This is a genomic window from Nocardioides taihuensis (genome assembly GCF_042657275.1).
GTDB lineage: Bacteria > Actinomycetota > Actinomycetes > Propionibacteriales > Nocardioidaceae > Nocardioides > Nocardioides taihuensis.
Genome location: NZ_JBHSKD010000004.1, coordinates 233,687 through 253,152 on the forward strand (window position 1 = coordinate 233,687; position 19,466 = coordinate 253,152).

The 19,466-nt window shown below is 69.6% G+C and carries 28 protein-coding genes; 27 read left to right on the forward strand and 1 reads right to left on the reverse strand.

Translation table 11 applies throughout. The annotated features are described in order from the left end of the window. Positions 1-7: 7 nt before the first annotated feature. From rplN to rplQ, 22 genes are all read left to right on the forward strand, one after another. On the forward strand, positions 8-376 hold the full coding sequence (gene rplN, locus ACFPGP_RS04305) for a 50S ribosomal protein L14 (protein WP_378587355.1): 369 nt from the start codon (positions 8-10) through the stop codon (positions 374-376). Further along, positions 376-741 carry a 50S ribosomal protein L24 gene (gene rplX / locus ACFPGP_RS04310; RefSeq protein WP_465263246.1) on the forward strand — a complete coding sequence of 122 codons (366 nt, stop codon included), beginning with the start codon at positions 376-378 and terminating at the stop codon, positions 739-741. Before rplN ends, rplX begins: the two co-directional genes overlap by 1 nt. Continuing rightward, positions 741-1,310 carry a 50S ribosomal protein L5 gene (gene rplE / locus ACFPGP_RS04315; RefSeq protein WP_378587358.1) on the forward strand — a complete coding sequence of 190 codons (570 nt, stop codon included), beginning with the start codon at positions 741-743 and terminating at the stop codon, positions 1,308-1,310. Before rplX ends, rplE begins: the two co-directional genes overlap by 1 nt. Before the next feature lies 1 nt (position 1,311). Then, positions 1,312-1,497, forward strand: a complete 186-nt coding sequence (locus ACFPGP_RS04320) for a type Z 30S ribosomal protein S14 (protein WP_011757321.1) — start codon at positions 1,312-1,314, stop codon at positions 1,495-1,497. Positions 1,498-1,567: 70 nt separating this feature from the next. Further along, positions 1,568-1,987, forward strand: coding sequence for a 30S ribosomal protein S8 (rpsH, locus tag ACFPGP_RS04325; RefSeq protein WP_378587361.1), 420 nt, complete (start codon positions 1,568-1,570; stop codon positions 1,985-1,987). Positions 1,988-2,018: 31 nt separating this feature from the next. After that, the gene (rplF, locus tag ACFPGP_RS04330) at positions 2,019-2,558 is read left to right on the forward strand and encodes a 50S ribosomal protein L6 (protein ID WP_378587363.1); all 540 of its coding nucleotides are present in this window, start codon (positions 2,019-2,021) and stop codon (positions 2,556-2,558) included. Positions 2,559-2,560: 2 nt separating this feature from the next. After that, positions 2,561-2,944 (forward strand): 50S ribosomal protein L18, encoded by a 384-nt coding sequence (gene rplR / locus ACFPGP_RS04335; protein WP_378587365.1) that lies wholly within the window; start codon positions 2,561-2,563, stop codon positions 2,942-2,944. Between the two features lie 34 nt (positions 2,945-2,978). Beyond that, on the forward strand, positions 2,979-3,596 hold the full coding sequence (gene rpsE, locus ACFPGP_RS04340; protein ID WP_378587368.1) for a 30S ribosomal protein S5: 618 nt from the start codon (positions 2,979-2,981) through the stop codon (positions 3,594-3,596). Then, complete coding sequence (gene rpmD, locus ACFPGP_RS04345) at positions 3,596-3,778, forward strand: 50S ribosomal protein L30 (protein ID WP_165228353.1); 183 nt, start codon at positions 3,596-3,598, stop codon at positions 3,776-3,778. The genes rpsE and rpmD overlap by 1 nt, the downstream gene beginning before the upstream one ends. Before the next feature lies 1 nt (position 3,779). Then, the gene (rplO, locus tag ACFPGP_RS04350) at positions 3,780-4,220 is read left to right on the forward strand and encodes a 50S ribosomal protein L15 (protein ID WP_378587372.1); all 441 of its coding nucleotides are present in this window, start codon (positions 3,780-3,782) and stop codon (positions 4,218-4,220) included. A 175-nt stretch (positions 4,221-4,395) separates the two neighbouring features. Then, the gene (secY, locus tag ACFPGP_RS04355; RefSeq protein WP_378587375.1) at positions 4,396-5,691 is read left to right on the forward strand and encodes a preprotein translocase subunit SecY; all 1,296 of its coding nucleotides are present in this window, start codon (positions 4,396-4,398) and stop codon (positions 5,689-5,691) included. 154 nt (positions 5,692-5,845) lie between these two features. Further along, positions 5,846-6,421: an adenylate kinase gene (locus tag ACFPGP_RS04360; RefSeq protein WP_378587378.1), complete on the forward strand. Its 576-nt coding sequence runs from the start codon at positions 5,846-5,848 to the stop codon at positions 6,419-6,421. Positions 6,422-6,446: 25 nt separating this feature from the next. Beyond that, positions 6,447-7,265 (forward strand): type I methionyl aminopeptidase, encoded by an 819-nt coding sequence (map, locus tag ACFPGP_RS04365; protein WP_378587381.1) that lies wholly within the window; start codon positions 6,447-6,449, stop codon positions 7,263-7,265. A 60-nt stretch (positions 7,266-7,325) separates the two neighbouring features. Further along, complete coding sequence (locus tag ACFPGP_RS04370) at positions 7,326-8,318, forward strand: TerC family protein (protein WP_378587383.1); 993 nt, start codon at positions 7,326-7,328, stop codon at positions 8,316-8,318. A 61-nt stretch (positions 8,319-8,379) separates the two neighbouring features. After that, positions 8,380-9,420: an LLM class flavin-dependent oxidoreductase gene (locus tag ACFPGP_RS04375; protein WP_378587385.1), complete on the forward strand. Its 1,041-nt coding sequence runs from the start codon at positions 8,380-8,382 to the stop codon at positions 9,418-9,420. A 256-nt stretch (positions 9,421-9,676) separates the two neighbouring features. Continuing rightward, on the forward strand, positions 9,677-9,898 hold the full coding sequence (infA, locus tag ACFPGP_RS04380; RefSeq protein ID WP_036490070.1) for a translation initiation factor IF-1: 222 nt from the start codon (positions 9,677-9,679) through the stop codon (positions 9,896-9,898). A gap of 24 nt (positions 9,899-9,922) precedes the next feature. Continuing rightward, positions 9,923-10,036: a 50S ribosomal protein L36 gene (gene rpmJ, locus ACFPGP_RS04385; protein WP_056862094.1), complete on the forward strand. Its 114-nt coding sequence runs from the start codon at positions 9,923-9,925 to the stop codon at positions 10,034-10,036. Positions 10,037-10,191: 155 nt separating this feature from the next. After that, positions 10,192-10,569, forward strand: coding sequence for a 30S ribosomal protein S13 (gene rpsM / locus ACFPGP_RS04390; protein ID WP_378587389.1), 378 nt, complete (start codon positions 10,192-10,194; stop codon positions 10,567-10,569). A gap of 68 nt (positions 10,570-10,637) precedes the next feature. Beyond that, positions 10,638-11,045 carry a 30S ribosomal protein S11 gene (gene rpsK / locus ACFPGP_RS04395; RefSeq protein ID WP_378587391.1) on the forward strand — a complete coding sequence of 136 codons (408 nt, stop codon included), beginning with the start codon at positions 10,638-10,640 and terminating at the stop codon, positions 11,043-11,045. Positions 11,046-11,080: 35 nt separating this feature from the next. Continuing rightward, entirely contained in the window at positions 11,081-11,689 is a 609-nt protein-coding gene (gene rpsD, locus ACFPGP_RS04400; protein ID WP_378587392.1) for a 30S ribosomal protein S4, read from the forward strand. Positions 11,690-11,790: 101 nt separating this feature from the next. Beyond that, complete coding sequence (locus tag ACFPGP_RS04405; protein WP_284536116.1) at positions 11,791-12,807, forward strand: DNA-directed RNA polymerase subunit alpha; 1,017 nt, start codon at positions 11,791-11,793, stop codon at positions 12,805-12,807. 54 nt (positions 12,808-12,861) lie between these two features. Beyond that, positions 12,862-13,458, forward strand: a complete 597-nt coding sequence (gene rplQ / locus ACFPGP_RS04410) for a 50S ribosomal protein L17 (RefSeq protein WP_378587396.1) — start codon at positions 12,862-12,864, stop codon at positions 13,456-13,458. Between the two features lie 68 nt (positions 13,459-13,526). Here the strand turns inward: rplQ and ACFPGP_RS04415 are convergent, their stop codons facing one another. Further along, entirely contained in the window at positions 13,527-14,315 is a 789-nt protein-coding gene (locus ACFPGP_RS04415; protein WP_378587398.1) for a GntR family transcriptional regulator, read from the reverse strand. Positions 14,316-14,455: 140 nt separating this feature from the next. On the opposite strand from ACFPGP_RS04415, the gene ACFPGP_RS04420 reads away from it, so the two are divergent. The 5 genes from ACFPGP_RS04420 (at position 14,456) to iolG (ending at position 19,465) form a co-directional block, all read left to right on the forward strand. Beyond that, positions 14,456-15,379 (forward strand): TIM barrel protein, encoded by a 924-nt coding sequence (locus ACFPGP_RS04420; RefSeq protein ID WP_378587401.1) that lies wholly within the window; start codon positions 14,456-14,458, stop codon positions 15,377-15,379. Between the two features lie 43 nt (positions 15,380-15,422). After that, positions 15,423-16,397: a sugar ABC transporter substrate-binding protein gene (locus tag ACFPGP_RS04425; protein ID WP_378587404.1), complete on the forward strand. Its 975-nt coding sequence runs from the start codon at positions 15,423-15,425 to the stop codon at positions 16,395-16,397. Positions 16,398-16,497: 100 nt separating this feature from the next. Further along, a complete protein-coding gene (locus ACFPGP_RS04430) occupies positions 16,498-17,556 on the forward strand; it encodes an ABC transporter permease (protein WP_378587406.1) in 1,059 nt (352 codons plus the stop codon). After that, positions 17,553-18,410, forward strand: a complete 858-nt coding sequence (locus tag ACFPGP_RS04435) for an ATP-binding cassette domain-containing protein (RefSeq protein ID WP_378587408.1) — start codon at positions 17,553-17,555, stop codon at positions 18,408-18,410. Before ACFPGP_RS04430 ends, ACFPGP_RS04435 begins: the two co-directional genes overlap by 4 nt. Further along, complete coding sequence (gene iolG / locus ACFPGP_RS04440) at positions 18,407-19,465, forward strand: inositol 2-dehydrogenase (RefSeq protein WP_378587411.1); 1,059 nt, start codon at positions 18,407-18,409, stop codon at positions 19,463-19,465. Before ACFPGP_RS04435 ends, iolG begins: the two co-directional genes overlap by 4 nt. The last annotated feature ends 1 nt before the right edge of the window (position 19,466 follow it).

Genomic DNA, 19,466 nt, shown 5'->3' on the forward strand with positions numbered 1-19,466 from the left:
GATATCGATGATTCAGCAGGAGTCGCGGCTCAAGGTCGCCGACAACACCGGTGCGAAGGAGATCCTCTGCATCCGGGTTCTCGGTGGCTCGGGTCGCCGCTACGCCGGGATCGGCGACGTCATCGTCGCCACCGTCAAGGACGCGATCCCCGGCGCCAACGTCAAGAAGGGTGACGTCGTCAAGGCCGTGGTCGTGCGCACCGTCAAGGAGCGCCGCCGCCCCGACGGTTCCTACATCCGCTTCGACGAGAACGCCGCGGTGATCCTCAAGTCCGACGGCGAGCCGCGCGGCACGCGCATCTTCGGCCCCGTGGGCCGCGAGCTGCGCGAGAAGAAGTTCATGAAGATCATCTCTCTCGCTCCCGAGGTGCTGTGATGCCGAAGAAGTTCGTGAAGATCAAGAAGGGCGACACCGTCAAGGTGATCTCCGGCAAGGACAAGGGCGCCGAGGGCAAGGTGATCCAGGTGCTCCGCGAGGAGCAGCGGGTGATCGTCGAGGGCGTCAACCGGGTCAAGCGGCACACCAAGGTCGTGCAGACCGGTGGCCGTGCCGGCAACACCGGCGGGATCATCACCGCCGAGGCGCCGATCCACGTGTCCAACGTGATGCTCGTCGACGGTGACGGCGTGACCCGGGTCGGCTACCGCCGTGACGAGGTCACCAAGCGCCGCCCCGACGGCTCGACGTACACCGCGCACCGCAGCGTGCGCATCTCGCGCAAGACCGGCAAGGAGATCTGATGACCGAGACGACGACCGAGAAGGTCTCCCCTCGGCTCAAGACGCGCTACCGCGAGGAGATCATCCCCGCGCTGCAGTCCGAGTTCGACATCAAGAACGTCATGCAGGTGCCCGGCCTGACCAAGATCGTGGTCAACATGGGCGTCGGCGAGGCGGCTCGCGACTCCAAGCTGATCGAGGGCGCGATCCGCGACCTGACCGCGATCACCGGCCAGAAGCCGCAGGTCACCAAGGCCCGCAAGTCCATCGCGCAGTTCAAGCTGCGCGAGGGCATGCCGATCGGCGCGCACGTCACGCTGCGCGGCGACCGGATGTGGGAGTTCCTCGACCGGCTGCTGTCGCTGGCGCTGCCGCGCATCCGTGACTTCCGCGGCCTCTCGCCCCGGCAGTTCGACGGCCGCGGCAACTACACCTTCGGCCTGACCGAGCAGGTCATGTTCCACGAGATCAACCAGGACAAGGTCGACCGGCAGCGGGGCATGGACATCACGGTCGTGACCACCGCCACCAACGACGACGAGGGTCGCGCGCTGCTCAAGCAGCTCGGCTTCCCCTTCAAGGAGAACTGACATGGCGAAGACCGCGCTCAAGGTGAAGGCGGCCCGCAAGCCGAAGTTCGCTGTCCGCGGGTACACCCGCTGCCAGCGCTGCGGCCGGCCCAAGGCCGTCTACCGCAAGTTCGGCCTGTGCCGCATCTGCCTGCGGGAGATGGCGCACCGCGGCGAGCTGCCCGGCGTCACCAAGTCCTCCTGGTAATCCCCTCACACACGTTGCAGGTCGCCCGGCCACGGTGCGGGGCGAAACCACGACGAGAAAGAAACCCATCATGACGATGACTGACCCGATCGCAGACATGCTCACCCGTCTGCGCAACGCCAACCAGGCGTACCACGACTCGGTGGCGATGCCGTACAGCAAGCTCAAGCAGGGCGTGGCCGACATCCTGAAGCAGGAGGGCTACATCACCTCCTACGACGTGCAGGACAACGTCGCCGCGGACGGTTCGCCGGCCGTCGGCAAGACGCTGACCATCACCCTGAAGTACGGCCGCAACCGGGAGCGCTCGATCGCGGGCGTGCGCCGCATCAGCAAGCCCGGTCTGCGCGTGTACGCCAAGAGCACCGGGCTGCCCAAGGTGCTCGGCGGCCTCGGCGTCGCCATCATCTCGACCAGCCAGGGTCTGCTGACCGACCGCCAGGCGAACCAGAAGGGCGTGGGTGGGGAAGTCCTCGCCTACGTCTGGTGACCCCCGACCACCTGCGAAGGAGAGAACGAGCATGTCGCGCATTGGCAAGCTGCCCATCGCGGTGCCGTCGGGAGTCGACGTCGCCATCGACGAGCGCCTCGTGACGGTCAAGGGCCCCAAGGGCACCCTGTCCCACACCGTGGCAAACCCGATCACCGTGGAGAAGAACGACGGTGTCCTCGAGGTCAAGCGCCCGAACGACGAGCGGGAGGCCCGCTCGCTGCACGGCCTGACCCGGACGCTGATCAACAACATGGTCGTCGGCGTGACCGAGGGCTACGAGAAGAAGCTCGAGATCGTCGGCGTCGGCTACCGCGTGCTGTCGAAGGGCCCGACCCAGCTGGAGTTCCAGCTCGGGTACTCGCACTCGATCACGTTCAACGCGCCCGAGGGGATCACCTTCACGGTCGACGGGCCCACCCGGCTCGGCGTCCAGGGCATCGACAAGCAGCTGGTCGGCGAGACCGCCGCGAACATCCGCAAGCTGCGCAAGCCCGAGCCGTACAAGGGCAAGGGCGTTCGCTACGCGGGTGAGCACATCCGCCGCAAGGTCGGAAAGGCTGGTAAGTGACCATGGGCATCTCCCTGTCCCACAACAAGCACACCGCCGCTCGCACCCGGTCGCGCCTGCGCCGCCAGGTCCGTGGGCGCAAGAAGGTCGCCGGCACCGCCGAGCGTCCGCGTCTGGTGGTCACCCGTTCGTCGAGGCACATCACGGTGCAGGTCGTCGACGACAACGTCGGCAAGACCCTGGCCTACGCCTCGACGATGGAGGCGGACCTGCGGGCCACCGACGGCGACAAGACCGCCAAGGCCCGCAAGGTCGGCGAGCTCGTCGCCGAGCGCGCCAAGTCGGCCGGTATCGACAGCGTGGTCTTCGACCGCGCCGGCAACAAGTACCACGGTCGCGTCGCGGCCCTGGCCGACGGCGCCCGCGAGGGCGGCCTGACCTTCTGATCGCAACCCCGTACCAAAGGAAGAGGAAAGTCTCATGAGCGGAGCCCAGCGCGGACAGCGCGGTGGCGAGCGCCAGTCGGGCCGTCGCGACGACCGTCGCGGCAACCAGTCCGACAAGACCGCCTACATCGAGCGCGTCGTTGCGATCAACCGTGTCGCCAAGGTCGTGAAGGGTGGTCGTCGTTTCAGCTTCACCGCCCTCGTGGTCGTGGGTGACGGCGACGGCATGGTCGGCGTCGGCTACGGCAAGGCCAAGGAGGTGCCGGCCGCGATCGCCAAGGGCGTCGAGGAGGCCAAGAAGCACTTCTTCAAGGTCCCGCGCATCCAGGGCACCATCCCGCACCCGGTCCAGGGCGAGAAGGCCGCAGGCGTCGTGCTGCTGCGTCCCGCCGCTCCTGGTACCGGTGTGATCGCGGGTGGCCCGGTGCGTGCGGTCCTCGAGTGCGCCGGCGTCCACGACGTCCTCAGCAAGTCGCTCGGGTCGTCCAACCAGATCAACATCGTGCACGCGACCGTCGAGGCGCTGCGGATGCTCGAGCAGCCCGAGGCCGTGGCGGCCCGTCGTGGCCTGCCCGTCGAGGACGTCGCCCCGGCGGCGCTGCTCAGGGCGCGCGCCGAGGTGCCGGCCGGCACCGCGGAGGTGCAGTCCTGATGGCGCAGCTCAAGGTCCAGCAGAAGAAGTCCACGATCGGCTGCAAGGCCAACCAGCGCGAGACCCTGCGCACGCTCGGTCTCAAGCGGATCGGCGACGTGGTCGTCAAGGAGGACCGCCCGGAGATCCGCGGCATGGTCCACACCGTCCGTCACCTGGTGACGGTCGAGGAGGTCGACTGACATGACGCTCAAGCTCCACCACCTGCGTCCGGCCCCCGGCGCCAAGACCGCCAAGACCCGTGTGGGTCGCGGTGAGGGCTCCAAGGGCAAGACCGCCGGCCGCGGCACCAAGGGCACCAAGGCCCGCTACCAGGTGCCCGCGTCCTTCGAGGGCGGCCAGATGCCGATCCACATGCGGCTGCCGAAGCTCAAGGGCTTCAAGAACCCGTTCAAGGTCGAGTTCCAGGTCGTGAACCTCGACCGGCTGGGCGACCTGTTCCCCGAGGGTGGCACCGTCACCGTCGAGGACCTCGTCGCCAAGGGCGCCGTCCGCGGCGGCCACCCGGTCAAGGTGCTCGGCCAGGGCGACATCAGCGTCAAGGTCGACGTGACCGCGCAGGCGTTCTCGTCGTCCGCCAAGGAGAAGATCGAGGCTGCCGGCGGCTCCGCCACCGTGGCCTGATCGACCAGATGTACCAGGCGCCGGGGCGCGTCCTTCCCGTCCGTACGACGGGCGGGCCGCGCCCCGCCGCACACCCACCGGCCTCGGGGCCGCCTGTTAGGCTTCCTCGGGTCCTCGCGGGAGACGTGCGTGGGCCGCACCCCGCCCCGATCCAGGCCCGGAGAAAGAGGATGTCGTGCTGAGCGCGTTCGGAAACGCTTTCCGTACCCCGGACCTGCGGCGCAAGCTGTTGTTCGTCCTGCTGATCATCACCCTCTTCCGGCTCGGCAGCCAGGTGCCGGCTCCCGGCGTCGACGTGGGCAACGTGCAGTCCTGCCTGAACGACGTCCAGAACGACGGCATCTACAGCCTGATCAACCTGTTCTCGGGTGGCGCGCTGCTACAGCTGACGATCTTCGCGCTCGGGATCATGCCCTACATCACCGCCAGCATCATCCTGCAGCTGCTCGTCGTGGTGATCCCACGGCTCGAGGCGCTGAAGAAGGAGGGCTCGGCCGGCCAGCAGAAGATCACCCAGTACACCCGCTACCTCACGCTGGGCCTCGCGGTCCTGCAGGCCACCGGCATCGTCGCGCTGGCCCGCTCCGGCAACCTGATCACCGGTTGCGAGGAGAACCTCCTCGTCAGCCAGGGCACGACGACCTTCATGGTCATGGTCGTCACCATGACCGCCGGCACCGCCGTGATCATGTGGCTCGGCGAGCTGATCACCGAGCACGGCATCGGCAACGGCATGTCGCTGCTGATCTTCACCCAGGTGGTCGCCACCTTCCCGGCCACGCTGTGGCAGGTCCAGAAGACCAAGGGCTGGTGGATCTTCGCCGTCGTGATCGGCATCGGCCTGCTGGTCGTGGCCGCCGTCATCTTCATGGAGCAGGCGCAGCGCCGGATCCCGGTGCAGTACGCCCGCCGCATGGTCGGCCGCAAGATGTTCGGCGGCAGCTCGACCTACATCCCGCTCAAGGTGAACCAGGCCGGCATCATCCCGGTCATCTTCGCGTCCTCGCTGCTCTACCTGCCGGCGATGGCCGTGCAGTTCAACCAGAACAGCGACGCGGTCTGGGTGGAGTGGATCAGCAAGTACCTCGTGCGGGGCGACCACCCGCTCTACATGATCGCCTACTTCGCGCTGATCATCTTCTTCTGCTACTTCTACGTCTCGATCACGTTCAACCCGGCCGAGGTCGCGGACAACATGAAGAAGTACGGCGGCTTCATCCCGGGCATCCGCGCCGGCAAGCCGACCGAGGACTACCTCTCCTACGTGCTCTCCCGCCTGACCGCACCGGGGTCGCTCTACCTCGGGACGATCTCGATGATCCCGCTGGTAGCCCTGGTCCTGATCGGGGCCAACCAGAACTTCCCGTTCGGCGGGACCTCGATCCTGATCATGGTGGGTGTGGCGCTCGACACGCTCAAGCAGATCGAGAGCCAGCTCCAGCAGCGCAACTACGAGGGCTTCCTGCGCTGAGGCCCGCACAGCCGGCGGCGCACGTCGTCGTCGGCTGTCTCGCGCCCGGACCCCGATTCGCCACCCGGTGCCCGGATGGGCGAGGATCGGGGCACCGACGACGACCTGTGGCTGGTGCGCCGCCGCGGGCCAGGCAGAAGGAGAGCCCCTACCGATGCGCCTGATCATGATGGGCCCGCCCGGGGCCGGCAAGGGGACCCAGGCCAAGTTCGTGGCCGAGCACTTCGGGATCCCGGCGATCTCCACCGGCGACATCTTCCGCGCCAACGTCTCCCAGGGCACGCCGCTCGGGGTCGAGGCGAAGCGCTACATGGACGCGGGGGAGTACGTCCCCGACGAGGTCACCAACCGCATGGTCCGCAACCGGATCGGCGAGGCGGACGCCACCCCGGGCTTCCTGCTGGACGGCTACCCGCGCACGCTGGCCCAGGTCGAGGAGCTCGACGACATGATCGTCGCCACCGGCCACCGTCTCGACGCCGTCGTCGTGCTCACCGTGGTCGAGGACGAGCTGGTCGGCCGGCTGCTGCAGCGCGCGCAGGTCGAGGGCCGTGCCGACGACACCGAGGACGTCGTGCGGCGCCGCCAGGAGGTCTACACGGAGCAGACCGCGCCCCTCATCGACGTCTACCGCGCCCGCGGCCTCCTCGTCGAGGTCGACGGCATGGGCGAGGTCGACGAGGTCACCAAGCGGATCTTCGACGCCCTCGACGTCATCCCCGAGAGCTGACCGGCGGACCGGGAGCCGTCGAGCGATGGGCTGGCGCGAGCGTGGGGTCGAGATCAAGACCCCGGAGCAGATCGACGGCATGCGCGCCGCGGGCCTCGTCGTGGGCCGCACGCTCGAGCTGCTGCGCGGCTCGGTGCACGCCGGGATCACCACCCGCGAGCTCGACGCGATCGCGGAGGACCACATCCGCAGCAACGGCGCCACCCCGTCGTTCCTGGGCTACCACGGCTTCCCCGGGTCGATCTGCACCTCGGTGAACGACGAGGTGGTGCACGGCATCCCGGGTGACCGCGTGCTGGCCGAGGGCGACCTGGTCTCGATCGACTGCGGCGCCATCGTCGACGGCTGGCACGGCGACGCCGCGATCTCGGTCGCCATCGGCGCGGTGCCCGACGAGGTCTCCTCCCTGATGAGGGTCACCGAGGACGCCATGTGGGCCGGCATCGCCGCCGCGCGGCTCGGCGGGCGCGTGACCGACATCTCCCACGCCGTCGAGCAGCACGTGCGGGCGCAGGGCGACTACGGCATCGTCGAGGAGTACACCGGCCACGGCATCGGCTCCGCCATGCACCAGCCGCCCAACGTGCCCAACTTCGGCCGGCCCGGGCGCGGCCCGAAGCTGGAGCGCGGGCTGGCCCTCGCGGTCGAGCCGATGATCACGCTCGGGACCCGCGAGACCTCGGTCCTCGAGGACGACTGGACGGTCGTGACCGACGACGGCCGCTGGGCCGCGCACTACGAGCACACCTTCACGCTCACCCCCGACGGCGCCTGGGTGCTCACCGCCCTCGACGGAGGCGAGGAGCGCCTGACCTCCCTCGGAGTGCCTTTCGGCGGCCGGTAGGTTGGACGTCGCCGTCCTGCGACGGCCTGCTGCCGCGCACCCGATCTCGAAGGACTCCTGTTGGACATCGACCTCTGGGTCTGGCTGGTCACCATCGGGGTGACCACCGGCGTCCTGCTCTTCGACGTGGTCATCATCGGACGTCGTCCGCACGAACCCTCGATGCGCGAGGTGGGCGTCGCGCTCGCCTTCTACATCGGGCTGGCCGTGGTCTTCGGCGTCGGTGTCTGGTACTTCGCCGGTCAGCAGTACGGCGCGGAGTTCTTCGCCGGCTGGCTGACCGAGTACTCGCTGTCGATCGACAACCTGTTCATCTTCATCGTGATCATGGGCAAGCTCGCGGTGCCGCGCGAGTACCAGCAGTCGGCGCTGATGGTCGGCATCGTGATCGCGCTGATCCTGCGCGGCATCTTCATCGCAGTCGGCGCGGCCGCCATCCACAACTTCAGCTGGGTCTTCTACATCTTCGGCGCGTTCCTCATCTACACGGCGGTCCACCTCGCACGTGAGGCCGGGGACGACGACGAGGACGGCGGGTACGACGAGCCGCGCGTCGTCACCTGGGTGCGCAAGCGGTTCCCGGTCACCGACGACTGGCACGGCGTCAAGCTGTTCGCGATCGAGAACGGCAAGCGCCTGGCGACTCCGATGCTGATCGTCATCCTGTCGCTCGGCATGACCGACCTGCTGTTCGCGCTCGACTCGATCCCGGCGATCTACGGGCTGACCCAGGAGGCCTATCTCGTCTTCACCGCGAACGTCTTCGCGCTGATGGGCCTGCGGCAGCTCTACTTCCTGATCGGCGACCTCCTCAAGCGGCTGGTCTACCTCTCCTACGGCCTGGCCTTCCTGCTGTTCTTCATCGGCGTGAAGCTCGTGGTCGAGGCGCTGCACACCAACGAGCTGCCCTTCGTCAACGGCGGCGAGCCGATCGAGTGGGCGCCGGAGATCCCGATCTGGGTGTCGCTCGGGGTGATCGTGCTGACGCTGGTCGTCACCGCGGTGGCCAGCCTGCTCAAGGACCGTGCCGACAGCCGCAAGGCCACGACCTGACCGTGCCCCGGGTCACCGGGCCGCACGGAACATCCCGGGGGCCGGGGCGGTTGGGCGAAGGGTGAGCACCCCCGCGCTGTCCGTCCTCGACCTCGTGCCCGTGCGCACCGACCAGACGTCCGCGGACGCCGTCGCCGCCACGCTCGCGCTGGCCCGTGTCGCCGACGAGGCCGGCTACCGCCGCTACTGGCTGGCCGAGCACCACAACATGCCGGCCGTCGCCGCGACCAACCCGCCGGTCCTGATCGCGATGGTCGCCTCGGCCACCACCCGGATCCGCGTCGGCTCGGGCGGCGTGATGCTGCCCAACCACGCCCCGCTGGTCGTGGCGGAGCAGTTCGCGCTGCTCGAGGCGGCCTTCCCCGGCCGGATCGACCTCGGCATCGGCCGCGCACCCGGCACCGACCCCGTCACCTCCTGGGCGCTGCGCCACGGCGCCGGCGGCGTGACCGCCGACGCGGTCGAGCACTTCCCCGAGCACGTCGCGAACGTGATCGACATGCTCTCGCCCGAGGGCGTCGGGGTGGGCGTCGGCGGACGGACCCATGCGCTGCGGGCGACGCCGCGGGCGACCGGCGTGCCGCAGGTCTGGCTGCTGGGGTCCTCCGACTACTCCGCCCGCCTCGCCGCCGAGCGCGGCCTGCCCTACGTCTTCGCCCACCACTTCTCGGGCCGCGGCACGGCCGAGGCGCTCGAGCTCTACCGCTCGCAGTTCCGCCCCTCGGCCGACTGCCCCGAGCCCCGCACCTTCCTGACCGTCAACGTGGTCGTGGCACCCACGGCCGAGGAGGCCGAGGCGCTGGTCCGCCCCCACGCCCTGTCGATGGTCGCCCTGCGCACCGGTGGGCCGCTGGCGCCGCAGGTCCTGGTGGAGGAGGCAGCCGCGGTGGAGCTGCCCCCGGAGCACGACGGGCTGGTCGAGGCGATGCGCGGACGCTGGGTCGTCGGCGACCCCGCCACCGCCCGGGCCGAGCTGCAGCAGCTCGCCGCGGCGTACGGCGTGGACGAGGTGATGGTGCACCCCGTGGCGGGCGCCCGGACCGGCGACGACCCCCAGCGAGCGGTCGCCCGCGAGGCCACCCTGCGCCTGCTGGCGGGCTGAGCGGCGCCGAGTTGGGTTTGGCGACGGCTTCGCACTAGACTGGCTCGTCGGCCCAACGTGGGTCTGTTTCGTGGTGCCTCGCGGCTGCCCGGACCACCACCCGTCCAGCTCCACCGAGCAGGGCGGGCGCGTGCCCGGGACGAGGCGCACGCAACGCCCCACGAGGTCCACGGAGCACCCGCTCCGGCGGTTCCCGGGTCGAACGGTAGACCACGGTCACCAGCAGGTGACCGACCATCAACGGATTGTGGAGGACATGCCGAAGAAGGAAGGCGTGATCGAGATCGAGGGCACCGTCGTGGAGGCCCTCCCCAACGCCATGTTCCGGGTCGAGCTGACCAACGGACACAAGGTGCTCGCCCACATCAGCGGCAAGATGCGCCAGCACTACATCCGGATCCTCCCCGAGGACCGGGTCGTGGTCGAGCTCTCGCCGTACGACCTGACTCGCGGTCGCATCGTCTACCGGTACAAGTAAGCCGCTACCTGAAAGGGCCTCCTCGTGAAGGTCAACCCCAGCGTCAAGAAGATCTGTGACAAGTGCCAGGTGATCCGTCGCCACGGTCGGGTCATGGTGATCTGCGAGAACCCGCGCCACAAGCAGCGCCAGGGCTGACTCGCCCGCACCACAACTGAAGAACACCACTGAACGTGACCGCTTAGGCACTCGCTGCTGAACCACCCCCGGAACGGATGGCCGGGGCCGGTCTGCCCAGACCGGACGCGTCACGACCACACCGCCGTGAACAACCCGAAGGGAACCGCCACCACATGGCACGCCTTGTTGGAGTCGACCTCCCGCGCGACAAGCGCATCGAGGTCGCACTCACCTACATCTACGGCATCGGCCGTACCCGCGCCCAGAAGCTCCTGGAGGCCACCGGGGTGAACCCCGACCTCCGTGTCCACGAGCTGGGCGACGAGGAGCTGGTCAAGCTCCGCGACGCGATCGACGGCGCCGACATCAAGATCGAGGGCGACCTCCGTCGTGAGGTCCAGGCCGACATCCGGCGCAAGATCGAGATCGGCAGCTACCAGGGCCGCCGCCACCGGCAGGGCCTCCCGGTCCGCGGTCAGCGCACCAAGACCAACGCGCGCACCCGCAAGGGTCCCAAGCGCACGGTTGCCGGCAAGAAGAAGGCCAAGTGACGCCTCGCCCCCCGGCGAGCCACCGAGCCCCTCGACCTCACTGACCAGCGAAGACCAGGAGTAACTGCATGCCTCCCAAGAGCCGCACCGCGGCTGGCGCCAAGAAGGTGCGCCGCAAGGAGAAGAAGAACGTCGCTCAGGGCGAAGCCCACATCAAGAGCACGTTCAACAACACGATCGTCACGATCACCGACCCCACCGGTGCGGTGATCTCGTGGGCCTCGGCCGGCACCGTCGGCTTCAAGGGCTCGCGCAAGTCCACCCCGTACGCCGCGCAGATGGCCGCCGAGGCCGCGGGTCGTCGGGCGATGGAGCACGGCATGAAGAAGATCGACGTCTTCGTCAAGGGCCCGGGCTCGGGCCGCGAGACGGCGATCCGCTCCCTGGGTGCGATCGGCCTCGAGGTCGGCACCATCCAGGACGTCACGCCGACGCCCCACAACGGCTGCCGCCCTCCCAAGCGCCGCCGCGTCTGACCGCCGACCCCGAACTCGACAGGAGCACCTGAACCATGGCCCGCTACACCGGCCCCATGACCAAGAAGTCGCGCCGGCTCGGCGTCGACCTCGTGGGCGGCGACTCGGCGTACGAGCGTCGCCCCTACCCGCCCGGCCAGCACGGCCGCGGTCGGATCAAGGAGAGCGAGTACCTCCTCCAGCTGCGCGAGAAGCAGAAGGCGCGCTTCACCTACGGCGTGCTGGAGAAGCAGTTCCACAACTACTACACGGAGGCCTCGCGCCGCTCGGGCAAGACGGGTGACAACCTGCTGCAGCTGCTCGAGTGCCGCCTCGACAACGTGGTCTACCGCGCCGGCTTCGCCCGGACGCGCCGCCACGCGCGCCAGCTCGTCACCCACGGCCACTTCCTCGTGAACGGCCGGAAGGTCGACATCCCGTCGTTCCAGGTGACCGCGCACGACGTCATCGACGTCCGCGAGAAGTCGCTGGAGATGACGCCGTTCATCGTGGCGCGCGAGACCCACGGCGAGCGCGTCGTCCCGGCCTGGCTCGAGGCCATCCCGGGTCGCATGCGGATCCTCGTGCACCAGCTCCCCGTCCGGGCCCAGATCGACATCCCGGTCCAGGAGCAGCTGATCGTGGAGTACTACTCCAAGAAGTGACCGGCGGGTGCCCCGTCCCGACGGGGCACCCTCCACCCGCCTTCCGTCAACGCACGTTCGGGCCCGTCAAATAGCGGGTGGGCCCGGAAAGGAAAAATCAAGTGCTCATCGCACAGCGCCCCACCCTGTCGGAAGAGTCCGTCGACGAGTTCCGCTCGCGGTTCGTGATCGAGCCGCTGGAGCCCGGCTTCGGCTACACGCTGGGCAACTCGCTCCGTCGTACCCTGCTCAGCTCGATCCCCGGTGCCTCGGTCACGAGCATCAAGATCGACAACGTCCTGCACGAGTTCTCGACCATCGAGGGCGTCAAGGAGGACGTCACCGAGGTCATCCTCAACCTCAAGGGCCTCGTCGTCTCCTCCGAGCACGACGAGCCCGTGACCATGTACCTGCGCAAGTCGGGTGCCGGTGACGTGACCGCCGCCGACATCGCGCCGCCGGCCGGTGTCGAGGTGCACAACCCCGACCTGAAGATCGCCACGCTGTCCGACAAGGGCAAGCTGGAGATGGAGCTCGTCGTCGAGCGCGGCCGCGGCTACGTCTCGGCGGTGCAGAACAAGGGTGCCGACAACGAGATCGGCCGGATGCCGGTCGACTCGATCTACAGCCCCGTGCTCAAGGTGACCTACAAGGTCGAGGCCACCCGTGTCGAGCAGCGCACCGACTTCGACAAGCTGGTCATCGACGTCGAGACCAAGCCGTCGATCCGTCCCCGCGACGCGATCGCCTCGGCCGGCAAGACCCTGGTCGAGCTGTTCGGCCTCGCGCGCGAGCTGAACGTCGAGGCCGAGGGCATCGACATCGGCCCGTCGCCGGTCGACGAGCAGCTCGCTGCCGACCTCGCCCTCCCGGTCGAGGACCTGCAGCTCACCGTCCGGTCCTACAACTGCCTCAAGCGCGAGGGCATCCACACCGTGGGTGAGCTCATCAGCCGCTCGGAGCAGGACCTCCTCGACATCCGCAACTTCGGCGCGAAGTCGATCGACGAGGTCAAGGCCAAGCTGGTCGAGATGGGCCTGTCGCTCAAGGACAGCGCGCCCGGCTTCGACCCGCACGCTGCCCTGGCGGCGTACGGCGACGACGACGACGACGCGTTCGTCGAGGACGAGCAGTACTGATCCGTTCCACGTCTACCCGGGTACCTGGTACGGCCCGGGAGAAATGAGAGAAGCATGCCCAAGCCCACGAAGGGCCCCCGCCTCGGCGGCAGCCCGGCCCACCAGCGCCTGCTGCTGTCGAACCTGGCCACCGCCCTGTTCGAGCACGGCCGGATCACCACGACCGAGGCCAAGGCGCGCGCGCTGCGCCCGGTCGCGGAGAAGCTGATCACCAAGGCCAAGAAGGCCGACGCCGGCCAGAACGCGCTCCACCAGCGTCGCGAGGTGCTCAAGACCATCCGCGACAAGGAGGTCGTGCACACGCTGTTCACCGAGATCGCCCCGTCGTTCTCCGAGCGGCCCGGCGGCTACACCCGGATCACCAAGATCGGCCCCCGCAAGGGCGACAACGCGCCGATGGCCGTGATCGAGCTGGTGACCGAGGCCTACAGCCCGAAGCCGAAGACGGCCAAGGCGAAGCCGGCCGAGAAGAAGGCCGAGCCGAAGGCCGCTCCGGTCGAGGAGGCCGAGGTCGACGAGACCCCGGCCGACGAGGCTCCCGCTGAGGAGACGACCGAGGAGACCCCGGCCGCCGAGGCCGAGGCCACCGAGGAGTCGACCGAGGAGGCCCCCGCCGAGGAGTCCACGGACGAGGACAAGAAGGACGCCTGAGGCGCCCGCCGTGCAACGCGACGAGGCCCGTCACCCGCGAGGGTGGCGGGCCTCGTGCCGTGTCGGGGTCAGGGGGAGAGCAGCTGCGCCTGGAAGCTGTAGCGGCTGGCTGCGTACACGTGGCTGCCGTGCTCCACGGCCACGCCCTGGTCGTCGTACGCCGTGCGCTGCATCGTCAGCAGCGCGGCGCCGCGAGGCTCCTCGAGGAGCCGGGCCTCGGCCGCGGTCGCGGTGCGGGCGCCGATGGTCTGGGTGGCGGCGTGGAGCGTGACGCCGGCGGAGCGGATCAGCTCGTAGAGCCCGCCCATCTCGATCGCCTCGCGGGTCAGCTCGACGCGGCCGACGGGCAGGTAGTTGGTCATCTTGGCGATCGGTCGGGTCCCCGCGCTGCGCAGCCGGACCAGCTCCACGACGTCGTCGCCCTCCTCGAGGCCCAGCGCCGCGGCCACCGTCGCCTCGGCGGGCACGACGACGAGCGTGAGCACGGCCGTCGTCGGCTCCTGGCCGTCGTTGCGCAGGTCGTCGAAGAGGCTGGTGAGGCCCAGCGGCCGACGGACCTGGGGCTGGACGACCTTCGTGCCGATGCCGCGCCGACGTACGACGAGGCCCTGCTCGACGAGGTACTGCATGGCCTGGCGGACGGTCGGGCGGGAGACCCCCAGCCGTTCGGCGAGGAGGATCTCGTTGTCGATCCGGCTGCCCGGCGGGAGCAGGCCGTCGACGACCGCGCCCTGGATGCCCTGCGCGAGCTGGAAGTAGAGCGGGACCGGGCTGCTGCGGTCGAGGCGGACGAGGTCGAGGAGCACGCCGGTGGCGTCACCGACGGGCGGCTCCTTGCCTCGATCTCCGGCTGGCATGGGCACACTGTGGCACAAGATCTGCACACATCCCAACATAAGAATGTACGGACAAAGTATTGACTTGTGGCGCTCCTCACTGTTGCATCGTCCCCACAGCAGCACCCGGGACGGCCCCGGTGGCACCCGCAGGAGGACCGATGCACCTCTCACTCGGCCGGCTCGACGGACGGGTCGCTGCCGCCCCCATCTCGTGGGGCGTGTGCGAGGTCCCCGGGTGGGGTGCGATGCTCCCGGCCGAGCGGGTGCTCCCGGAGATGCGCTCCGTCGGGCTGGCCGCCACCGAGCTGGGCGCTCCCGGCTTCCTGCCGGCCGAGCCGGCCGCGCTCGTCGAGGTCCTGGGCCGGCACGGCATGCGCCTGGTCGGCGGCTTCGTGCCGCTGGTGCTCCACGACCGTGACCAGTGGGCCGAGGCACTGCGCCTGGCCGAGGAGACCGCCGTGCTCTTCGCCGAGGCGGGCGGCACGCACTTCGTCACCGCCGTGGTGCAGGACTACGGATGGTCCCGGCCGACGGCGCTCGACGCGGACGGGATGAAGGTGCTCGGGGAGGGCCTCGCCCTGGTCGACGACCTGTGTGCCGGGCACGGCCTCGTGCAGGCGCTGCACCCGCACGTGGACACGCTCGTGGAGACCGCGGCCGACGTCGACCTCGCGCTCGAGCACACCGACGTGCGCTGGTGCCTCGACACCGGTCACCTGAAGATCGGCGGCGTCGACCCCGTCGACTTCGCCCGGCGCGCGGGCGACCGCGTCGCCCACGTCCACCTCAAGGACGTCGACACCTCCGTGGCCCGGCGGGTCCTGGACCGGGAGCTGACCCTCGTCGAAGGCGTGCAGCTCGGGATGTTCCGGCCGCTCGGTGCCGGCGAGGTCGCCGTGGACGAGGTGGTCGTCGCGCTCGAGGAGCGTGGCTACGAGGGCTGGTACGTCCTGGAGCAGGACTGCGCCCTCACCCAAGGACTGCCCGCGGAGGGGTGCGGGCCGGTGGAGGACGTCCGGGTGTGCCTGGACTACCTCCAGCATCAGGTGGCACCGCGGGTTCCCGCGGCGCCTGGACTCTAGGTCGCCCACCGTGGGCGCCACCGAGAAAGGAAACACCACTCCCATGAAGGCATTGAAGCTGTCGGCCCTGATCGTGGCCGGCGTGATGGGGCTGACCGCCTGCTCGTCCTCGAGCGACGACGGCGACTCGGGGGACAGCGGAAGCAGCAGCAGCGGTGACCTCACCATTGCCGTGATCACCCACGGTGACGGCGGTTCGTTCTGGTCGGTGGCCAAGAAGGGCGCCGAGGACGCGGCCGACAAGATGGGCGTGACCCTCGACTACCAGGAGTCCAACAACGACCCAGAGAAGCAGGCCCAGCTGATCGAGGCAGCCGTCACCGCCGACGTCGACGGCATCGCCGTGTCGGTGCCCAACCCGGACGCCATCCAGGGTGCGCTCCAGCAGGCCACGGACGCCGGCATCCCCATCGTCACCCTCAACAGCGGCTCGACCGTGTGGCAGGACCTCGGGGCCATCACCCACGTCGGGCAGGACGAGAAGATCGCCGGCGAGGGCGCGGGCGAGCAGCTCGCGGCGAACGGCGGCACCAAGATGCTGTGCGTGATCCACGAGCAGAACAACACCGGTCTCCAGGACCGGTGCGCCGGCGCGGCCGAGACCTTCGGCGGCGAGGTGGAGAACTTCCAGGTCACCGGCACCGAGGACCCGAGCAAGACCGCGAACGAGATCGCGGCCAAGCTGCAGGCCGACACCGGCATCGACTCGGTGCTCGCGCTCAACCCCGACATCGCGATGGCGGCCCTCGAGGCCAAGGACACCGCCGGCTCGGACGCGACGATCGCGACGTTCGACCTGTCCGGTGACGTCGTCTCCGCGATCGAGGACGGCGACATCCTGTTCGCGGTGGACCAGCAGCAGTACCTGCAGGGCTACCTGCCCGTCGTCTTCCTGACGCTGTTCAACGAGAACGCCAACACCGTCGGTGGCGGCCAGCCGGTCCTGACCGGCCCCGGCTTCGTCACCAAGGACAACGCCGCCCAGGTCGCCGACCTGGCGGAGGCCGGTACGCGCTGACCCACGAGTGCCGGCGGACGGACGGTGCGTCCGTCCGCCGGCACCCCCGGGTCGCGAGCGACCCCACGAGCTGAACTGCAATCCTCCCAAGGAGCCCCGCATGTCCACGACCACGGCACCTGCCGCGCCGCCCGCAGCGGACGAACGGCTGGCGAAGACCGGTGCGGTCACCCGCATCTTCCGACGCCCCGAGTTCGGGGCCCTGCTCGGCGCCCTGGGTGTGTTCATCCTCTTCGCCGTCGTCGACCAGACGGGCAAGTTCGCCTCGCTCGAGGGAGCGGCCCGCTGGACCGACTCGGCAGCGACGATCGGCATCGTCGCGGTGGCCGTGGCGCTGCTGATGATCGGCGGCGAGTTCGACCTGTCGGCCGGAGTCATGGTCGGCTCCAGCGGCCTGGTGCTCGGGCTGCTGGTGACCGAGATGGGCCTGGCGGTGTGGCCGGCCATCCTCCTGACCTTCGTCTTCGCAGCCGCCGTGGGCGCGCTCAACGGCTGGCTCGTCGTGAAGACCAAGCTCCCCAGCTTCATCGTCACGCTGGCGATGTTCTTCTCCCTCCAGGGCATCAACCTCGGCGTCACCAAGGCGATCACCGGCACCGTGCGGGTCGACGACATCGACGAGGGCGCGGGCTTCGCCAGCGCGGAGAAGGTGTTCGCCGCCCAGTTCTGGGACCCCTACCAGTTCCGCGTCGCCGTGGTCTGGTGGGTCGTGCTGACCGTCGTTGCGACCTGGGTCCTGACCCGCGCCCGGTTCGGCAACTGGATCACGGCCGTCGGCGGCGACGCGAACGCGGCGCGCAACACCGGCGTCCCGGTCTCGCGCACGAAGATCCTGCTCTTCATGTACACCGCGATGTCGGCCGCGCTGGTCGGCGTGATCACGTCCCTGCGTCTCCAGTCCGTCCAGGCAGGTCAGGGCGTCGGGTCCGAGTTCACCTTCATCATCGCGGCCGTCGTGGGCGGGTGCCTCCTGACCGGCGGTTACGGCTCGGCGATCGGCGCGAGCATCGGTGCCTCGATCATCGGCATGGCGTTCATCGGCATCGCCTTCGCCGGCTGGAACACCGACTGGACCTACCTCTTCCTCGGCCTGATCCTCTTCATGGCGGTCATGGTCAACACCCTCATCTCGCGACGAGTTGCCGGAGGTCGGCGATGACCACGACCACTGCGGGGCAGGGCGCCCCGATGCTGGAGATGGACCACGTCAGCAAGCACTTCGGCAGCGTGATCGCGCTGCGCGACGTCTCCCTCCACGTCGACGCCGGCACCGTCACCTGCGTGCTCGGTGACAACGGTGCGGGCAAGTCGACGCTGATCAAGGCCCTGAGCGGCGTGCACCTGCCGACCGAGGGGACCCTCAAGGTGGAGGGTGAGCAGGTCAGCTTCGGCTCGCCCCGCGACGCCCTCGCCAAGGGCATCGCCACCGTCTACCAGGACCTCGCCACGGTGCCGCTGATGTCGGTGTGGCGCAACTTCTTCCTGGGCTCGGAGCCCACCAAGGGCGTCGGTCCGCTGCGCCGGATCGACGTGGTCAAGGCCAAGGAGGTGGCCCGCGAGGAGCTGGCCCGGATGGGCATCGACATCCGCGACGTCGACCAGCCGGTCGGCACGTTGTCGGGTGGCGAGCGCCAGGCCGTGGCGATCGCCCGCGCGGTCTACTTCGGTGCCAAGGTGCTGATCCTCGACGAGCCGACGAGCGCGCTCGGCGTGAAGCAGTCGGGTGTGGTGCTGCGCTACGTCGTCCAGGCCAAGGAGCGGGGCGTCGCCGTCATCTTCATCACCCACAACCCCCACCACGCCTACATGGTCGGCGACCACTTCTTCCTGCTCAACCGCGGCAAGATGATGGAGAACTGGACCCGTGACGAGGTCAGCCTCGACGCGCTCGTGCGGGCCATGGCCGGCGGCGCCGAGCTCGAGGCCCTCGCCCACGAGCTCGAGGAGCTCGGCGGGGACGTCAAGCACGCCGCCCGCGAGCAGATCGACCACCTGCAGGCTGGTCCGTCGTGACCGCGACGCAGCGCGACGCGGGCTTCGGGATCGTCGAGACCGATGCCCGGCCGCCCGTGCGGATCGGCGTCATCGGCACCGGACGGATCGGACGGATGCACGCGCAGCTGCTCGCCCGCGAGATCGACGGCGCCACCGTCCCGGCCGTCGCCGACGCCGTCCCCGCGGTCGCCGAGCGGGTCGCGGCCGACCTCGGCGCCGAGGCCGCGACGATCGACGAGGTCCTCGCCTCGCCCGCGGTCGACGCGGTCGCGATCTGCACCAGCACCGACACCCACGTCGACCTCGTGGTCCGGGCGGCCCAGGCGGGCAAGGCCATCTTCTGCGAGAAGCCGGTGAGCCTGGACCTCGCGCAGGTCGACCGGGCCCTGGCGGCCGTGGCGTCCGCGGGAGTCCCGTTCATGGTGGGCTTCAACCGGCGCTTCGACCCCGGCCACGCCTCGGTGCACTCGGCGGTGCGGTCCGGTCAGATCGGTGAGCTCCACGTCCTGCGGATCACGAGTCGCGACCCCTCGCCGCCGCCCCCGGCGTACGTCGCGGTGAGCGGCGGCATCTTCCTCGACATGACGATCCACGACTTCGACATGGCCCGCCACGTCGTCGGCTCCGAGGTGGTCGAGGTCTTCGCCCGGGGCGCCGTCCGTGTGGACCCGCTCATCGGCGAGGCCGGCGACGTCGACACCGCGGTGGTGGTGCTCACCCACGAGGACGGCACCCTCACCACGATCGACAACAGCCGCCAGGCCGTGTACGGCTTCGACCAGCGCATCGAGGCCTTCGGCAGCCTCGGCATGGCGGTGTCGGACAACCCTGCCCGCCACGCCGGGTGGGTGCGCACGGCGACCGCGACGGCCGCGCAGCCGCTGCCGTGGTTCTTCCTCGAGCGCTACCTCGAGTCCTACCGGCAGGAGTGGGCGGCGTTCGTCACCTACCTCCGCGACGGCGGCCCGTCCCCGGTGGACCCGGAGGCGGGCCGGGCGCCGGTGCTGATCGGCATCGCCGCGACCCGCTCGCTGCGCGAGGGACGCCCCGTCGCGATCGCCGAGGTCCAGTGAC

Excerpts from the sequence above, each read along its gene's own strand:
- ACFPGP_RS04425 (WP_378587404.1), top strand. The coding sequence starts at position 15,423 with ATGAAGGCATTGAAGCTGTCGGCCCTGATCGTGGCCGGCGTGATGGGG.
- rplN (WP_378587355.1), top strand. The coding sequence starts at position 8 with ATGATTCAGCAGGAGTCGCGGCTCAAGGTCGCCGACAACACCGGTGCG.
- rpsK (WP_378587391.1), top strand. The coding sequence starts at position 10,638 with ATGCCTCCCAAGAGCCGCACCGCGGCTGGCGCCAAGAAGGTGCGCCGC.
- ACFPGP_RS04415 (WP_378587398.1), bottom strand. The coding sequence starts at position 14,315 with ATGCCAGCCGGAGATCGAGGCAAGGAGCCGCCCGTCGGTGACGCCACC.
- rpmD (WP_165228353.1), top strand. The coding sequence starts at position 3,596 with ATGGCGCAGCTCAAGGTCCAGCAGAAGAAGTCCACGATCGGCTGCAAG.
- rpsM (WP_378587389.1), top strand. The coding sequence starts at position 10,192 with ATGGCACGCCTTGTTGGAGTCGACCTCCCGCGCGACAAGCGCATCGAG.
- rplR (WP_378587365.1), top strand. The coding sequence starts at position 2,561 with ATGGGCATCTCCCTGTCCCACAACAAGCACACCGCCGCTCGCACCCGG.
- rpsD (WP_378587392.1), top strand. The coding sequence starts at position 11,081 with ATGGCCCGCTACACCGGCCCCATGACCAAGAAGTCGCGCCGGCTCGGC.
- rplX (WP_465263246.1), top strand. The coding sequence starts at position 376 with ATGCCGAAGAAGTTCGTGAAGATCAAGAAGGGCGACACCGTCAAGGTG.
- ACFPGP_RS04435 (WP_378587408.1), top strand. The coding sequence starts at position 17,553 with ATGACCACGACCACTGCGGGGCAGGGCGCCCCGATGCTGGAGATGGAC.
- rpsE (WP_378587368.1), top strand. The coding sequence starts at position 2,979 with ATGAGCGGAGCCCAGCGCGGACAGCGCGGTGGCGAGCGCCAGTCGGGC.
- map (WP_378587381.1), top strand. The coding sequence starts at position 6,447 with ATGGGCTGGCGCGAGCGTGGGGTCGAGATCAAGACCCCGGAGCAGATC.
- rpsH (WP_378587361.1), top strand. The coding sequence starts at position 1,568 with ATGACGATGACTGACCCGATCGCAGACATGCTCACCCGTCTGCGCAAC.
- ACFPGP_RS04320 (WP_011757321.1), top strand. The coding sequence starts at position 1,312 with ATGGCGAAGACCGCGCTCAAGGTGAAGGCGGCCCGCAAGCCGAAGTTC.
- infA (WP_036490070.1), top strand. The coding sequence starts at position 9,677 with ATGCCGAAGAAGGAAGGCGTGATCGAGATCGAGGGCACCGTCGTGGAG.
- rplQ (WP_378587396.1), top strand. The coding sequence starts at position 12,862 with ATGCCCAAGCCCACGAAGGGCCCCCGCCTCGGCGGCAGCCCGGCCCAC.
- rplF (WP_378587363.1), top strand. The coding sequence starts at position 2,019 with ATGTCGCGCATTGGCAAGCTGCCCATCGCGGTGCCGTCGGGAGTCGAC.
- ACFPGP_RS04420 (WP_378587401.1), top strand. The coding sequence starts at position 14,456 with ATGCACCTCTCACTCGGCCGGCTCGACGGACGGGTCGCTGCCGCCCCC.
- rplE (WP_378587358.1), top strand. The coding sequence starts at position 741 with ATGACCGAGACGACGACCGAGAAGGTCTCCCCTCGGCTCAAGACGCGC.
- rplO (WP_378587372.1), top strand. The coding sequence starts at position 3,780 with ATGACGCTCAAGCTCCACCACCTGCGTCCGGCCCCCGGCGCCAAGACC.
- ACFPGP_RS04430 (WP_378587406.1), top strand. The coding sequence starts at position 16,498 with ATGTCCACGACCACGGCACCTGCCGCGCCGCCCGCAGCGGACGAACGG.
- ACFPGP_RS04360 (WP_378587378.1), top strand. The coding sequence starts at position 5,846 with ATGCGCCTGATCATGATGGGCCCGCCCGGGGCCGGCAAGGGGACCCAG.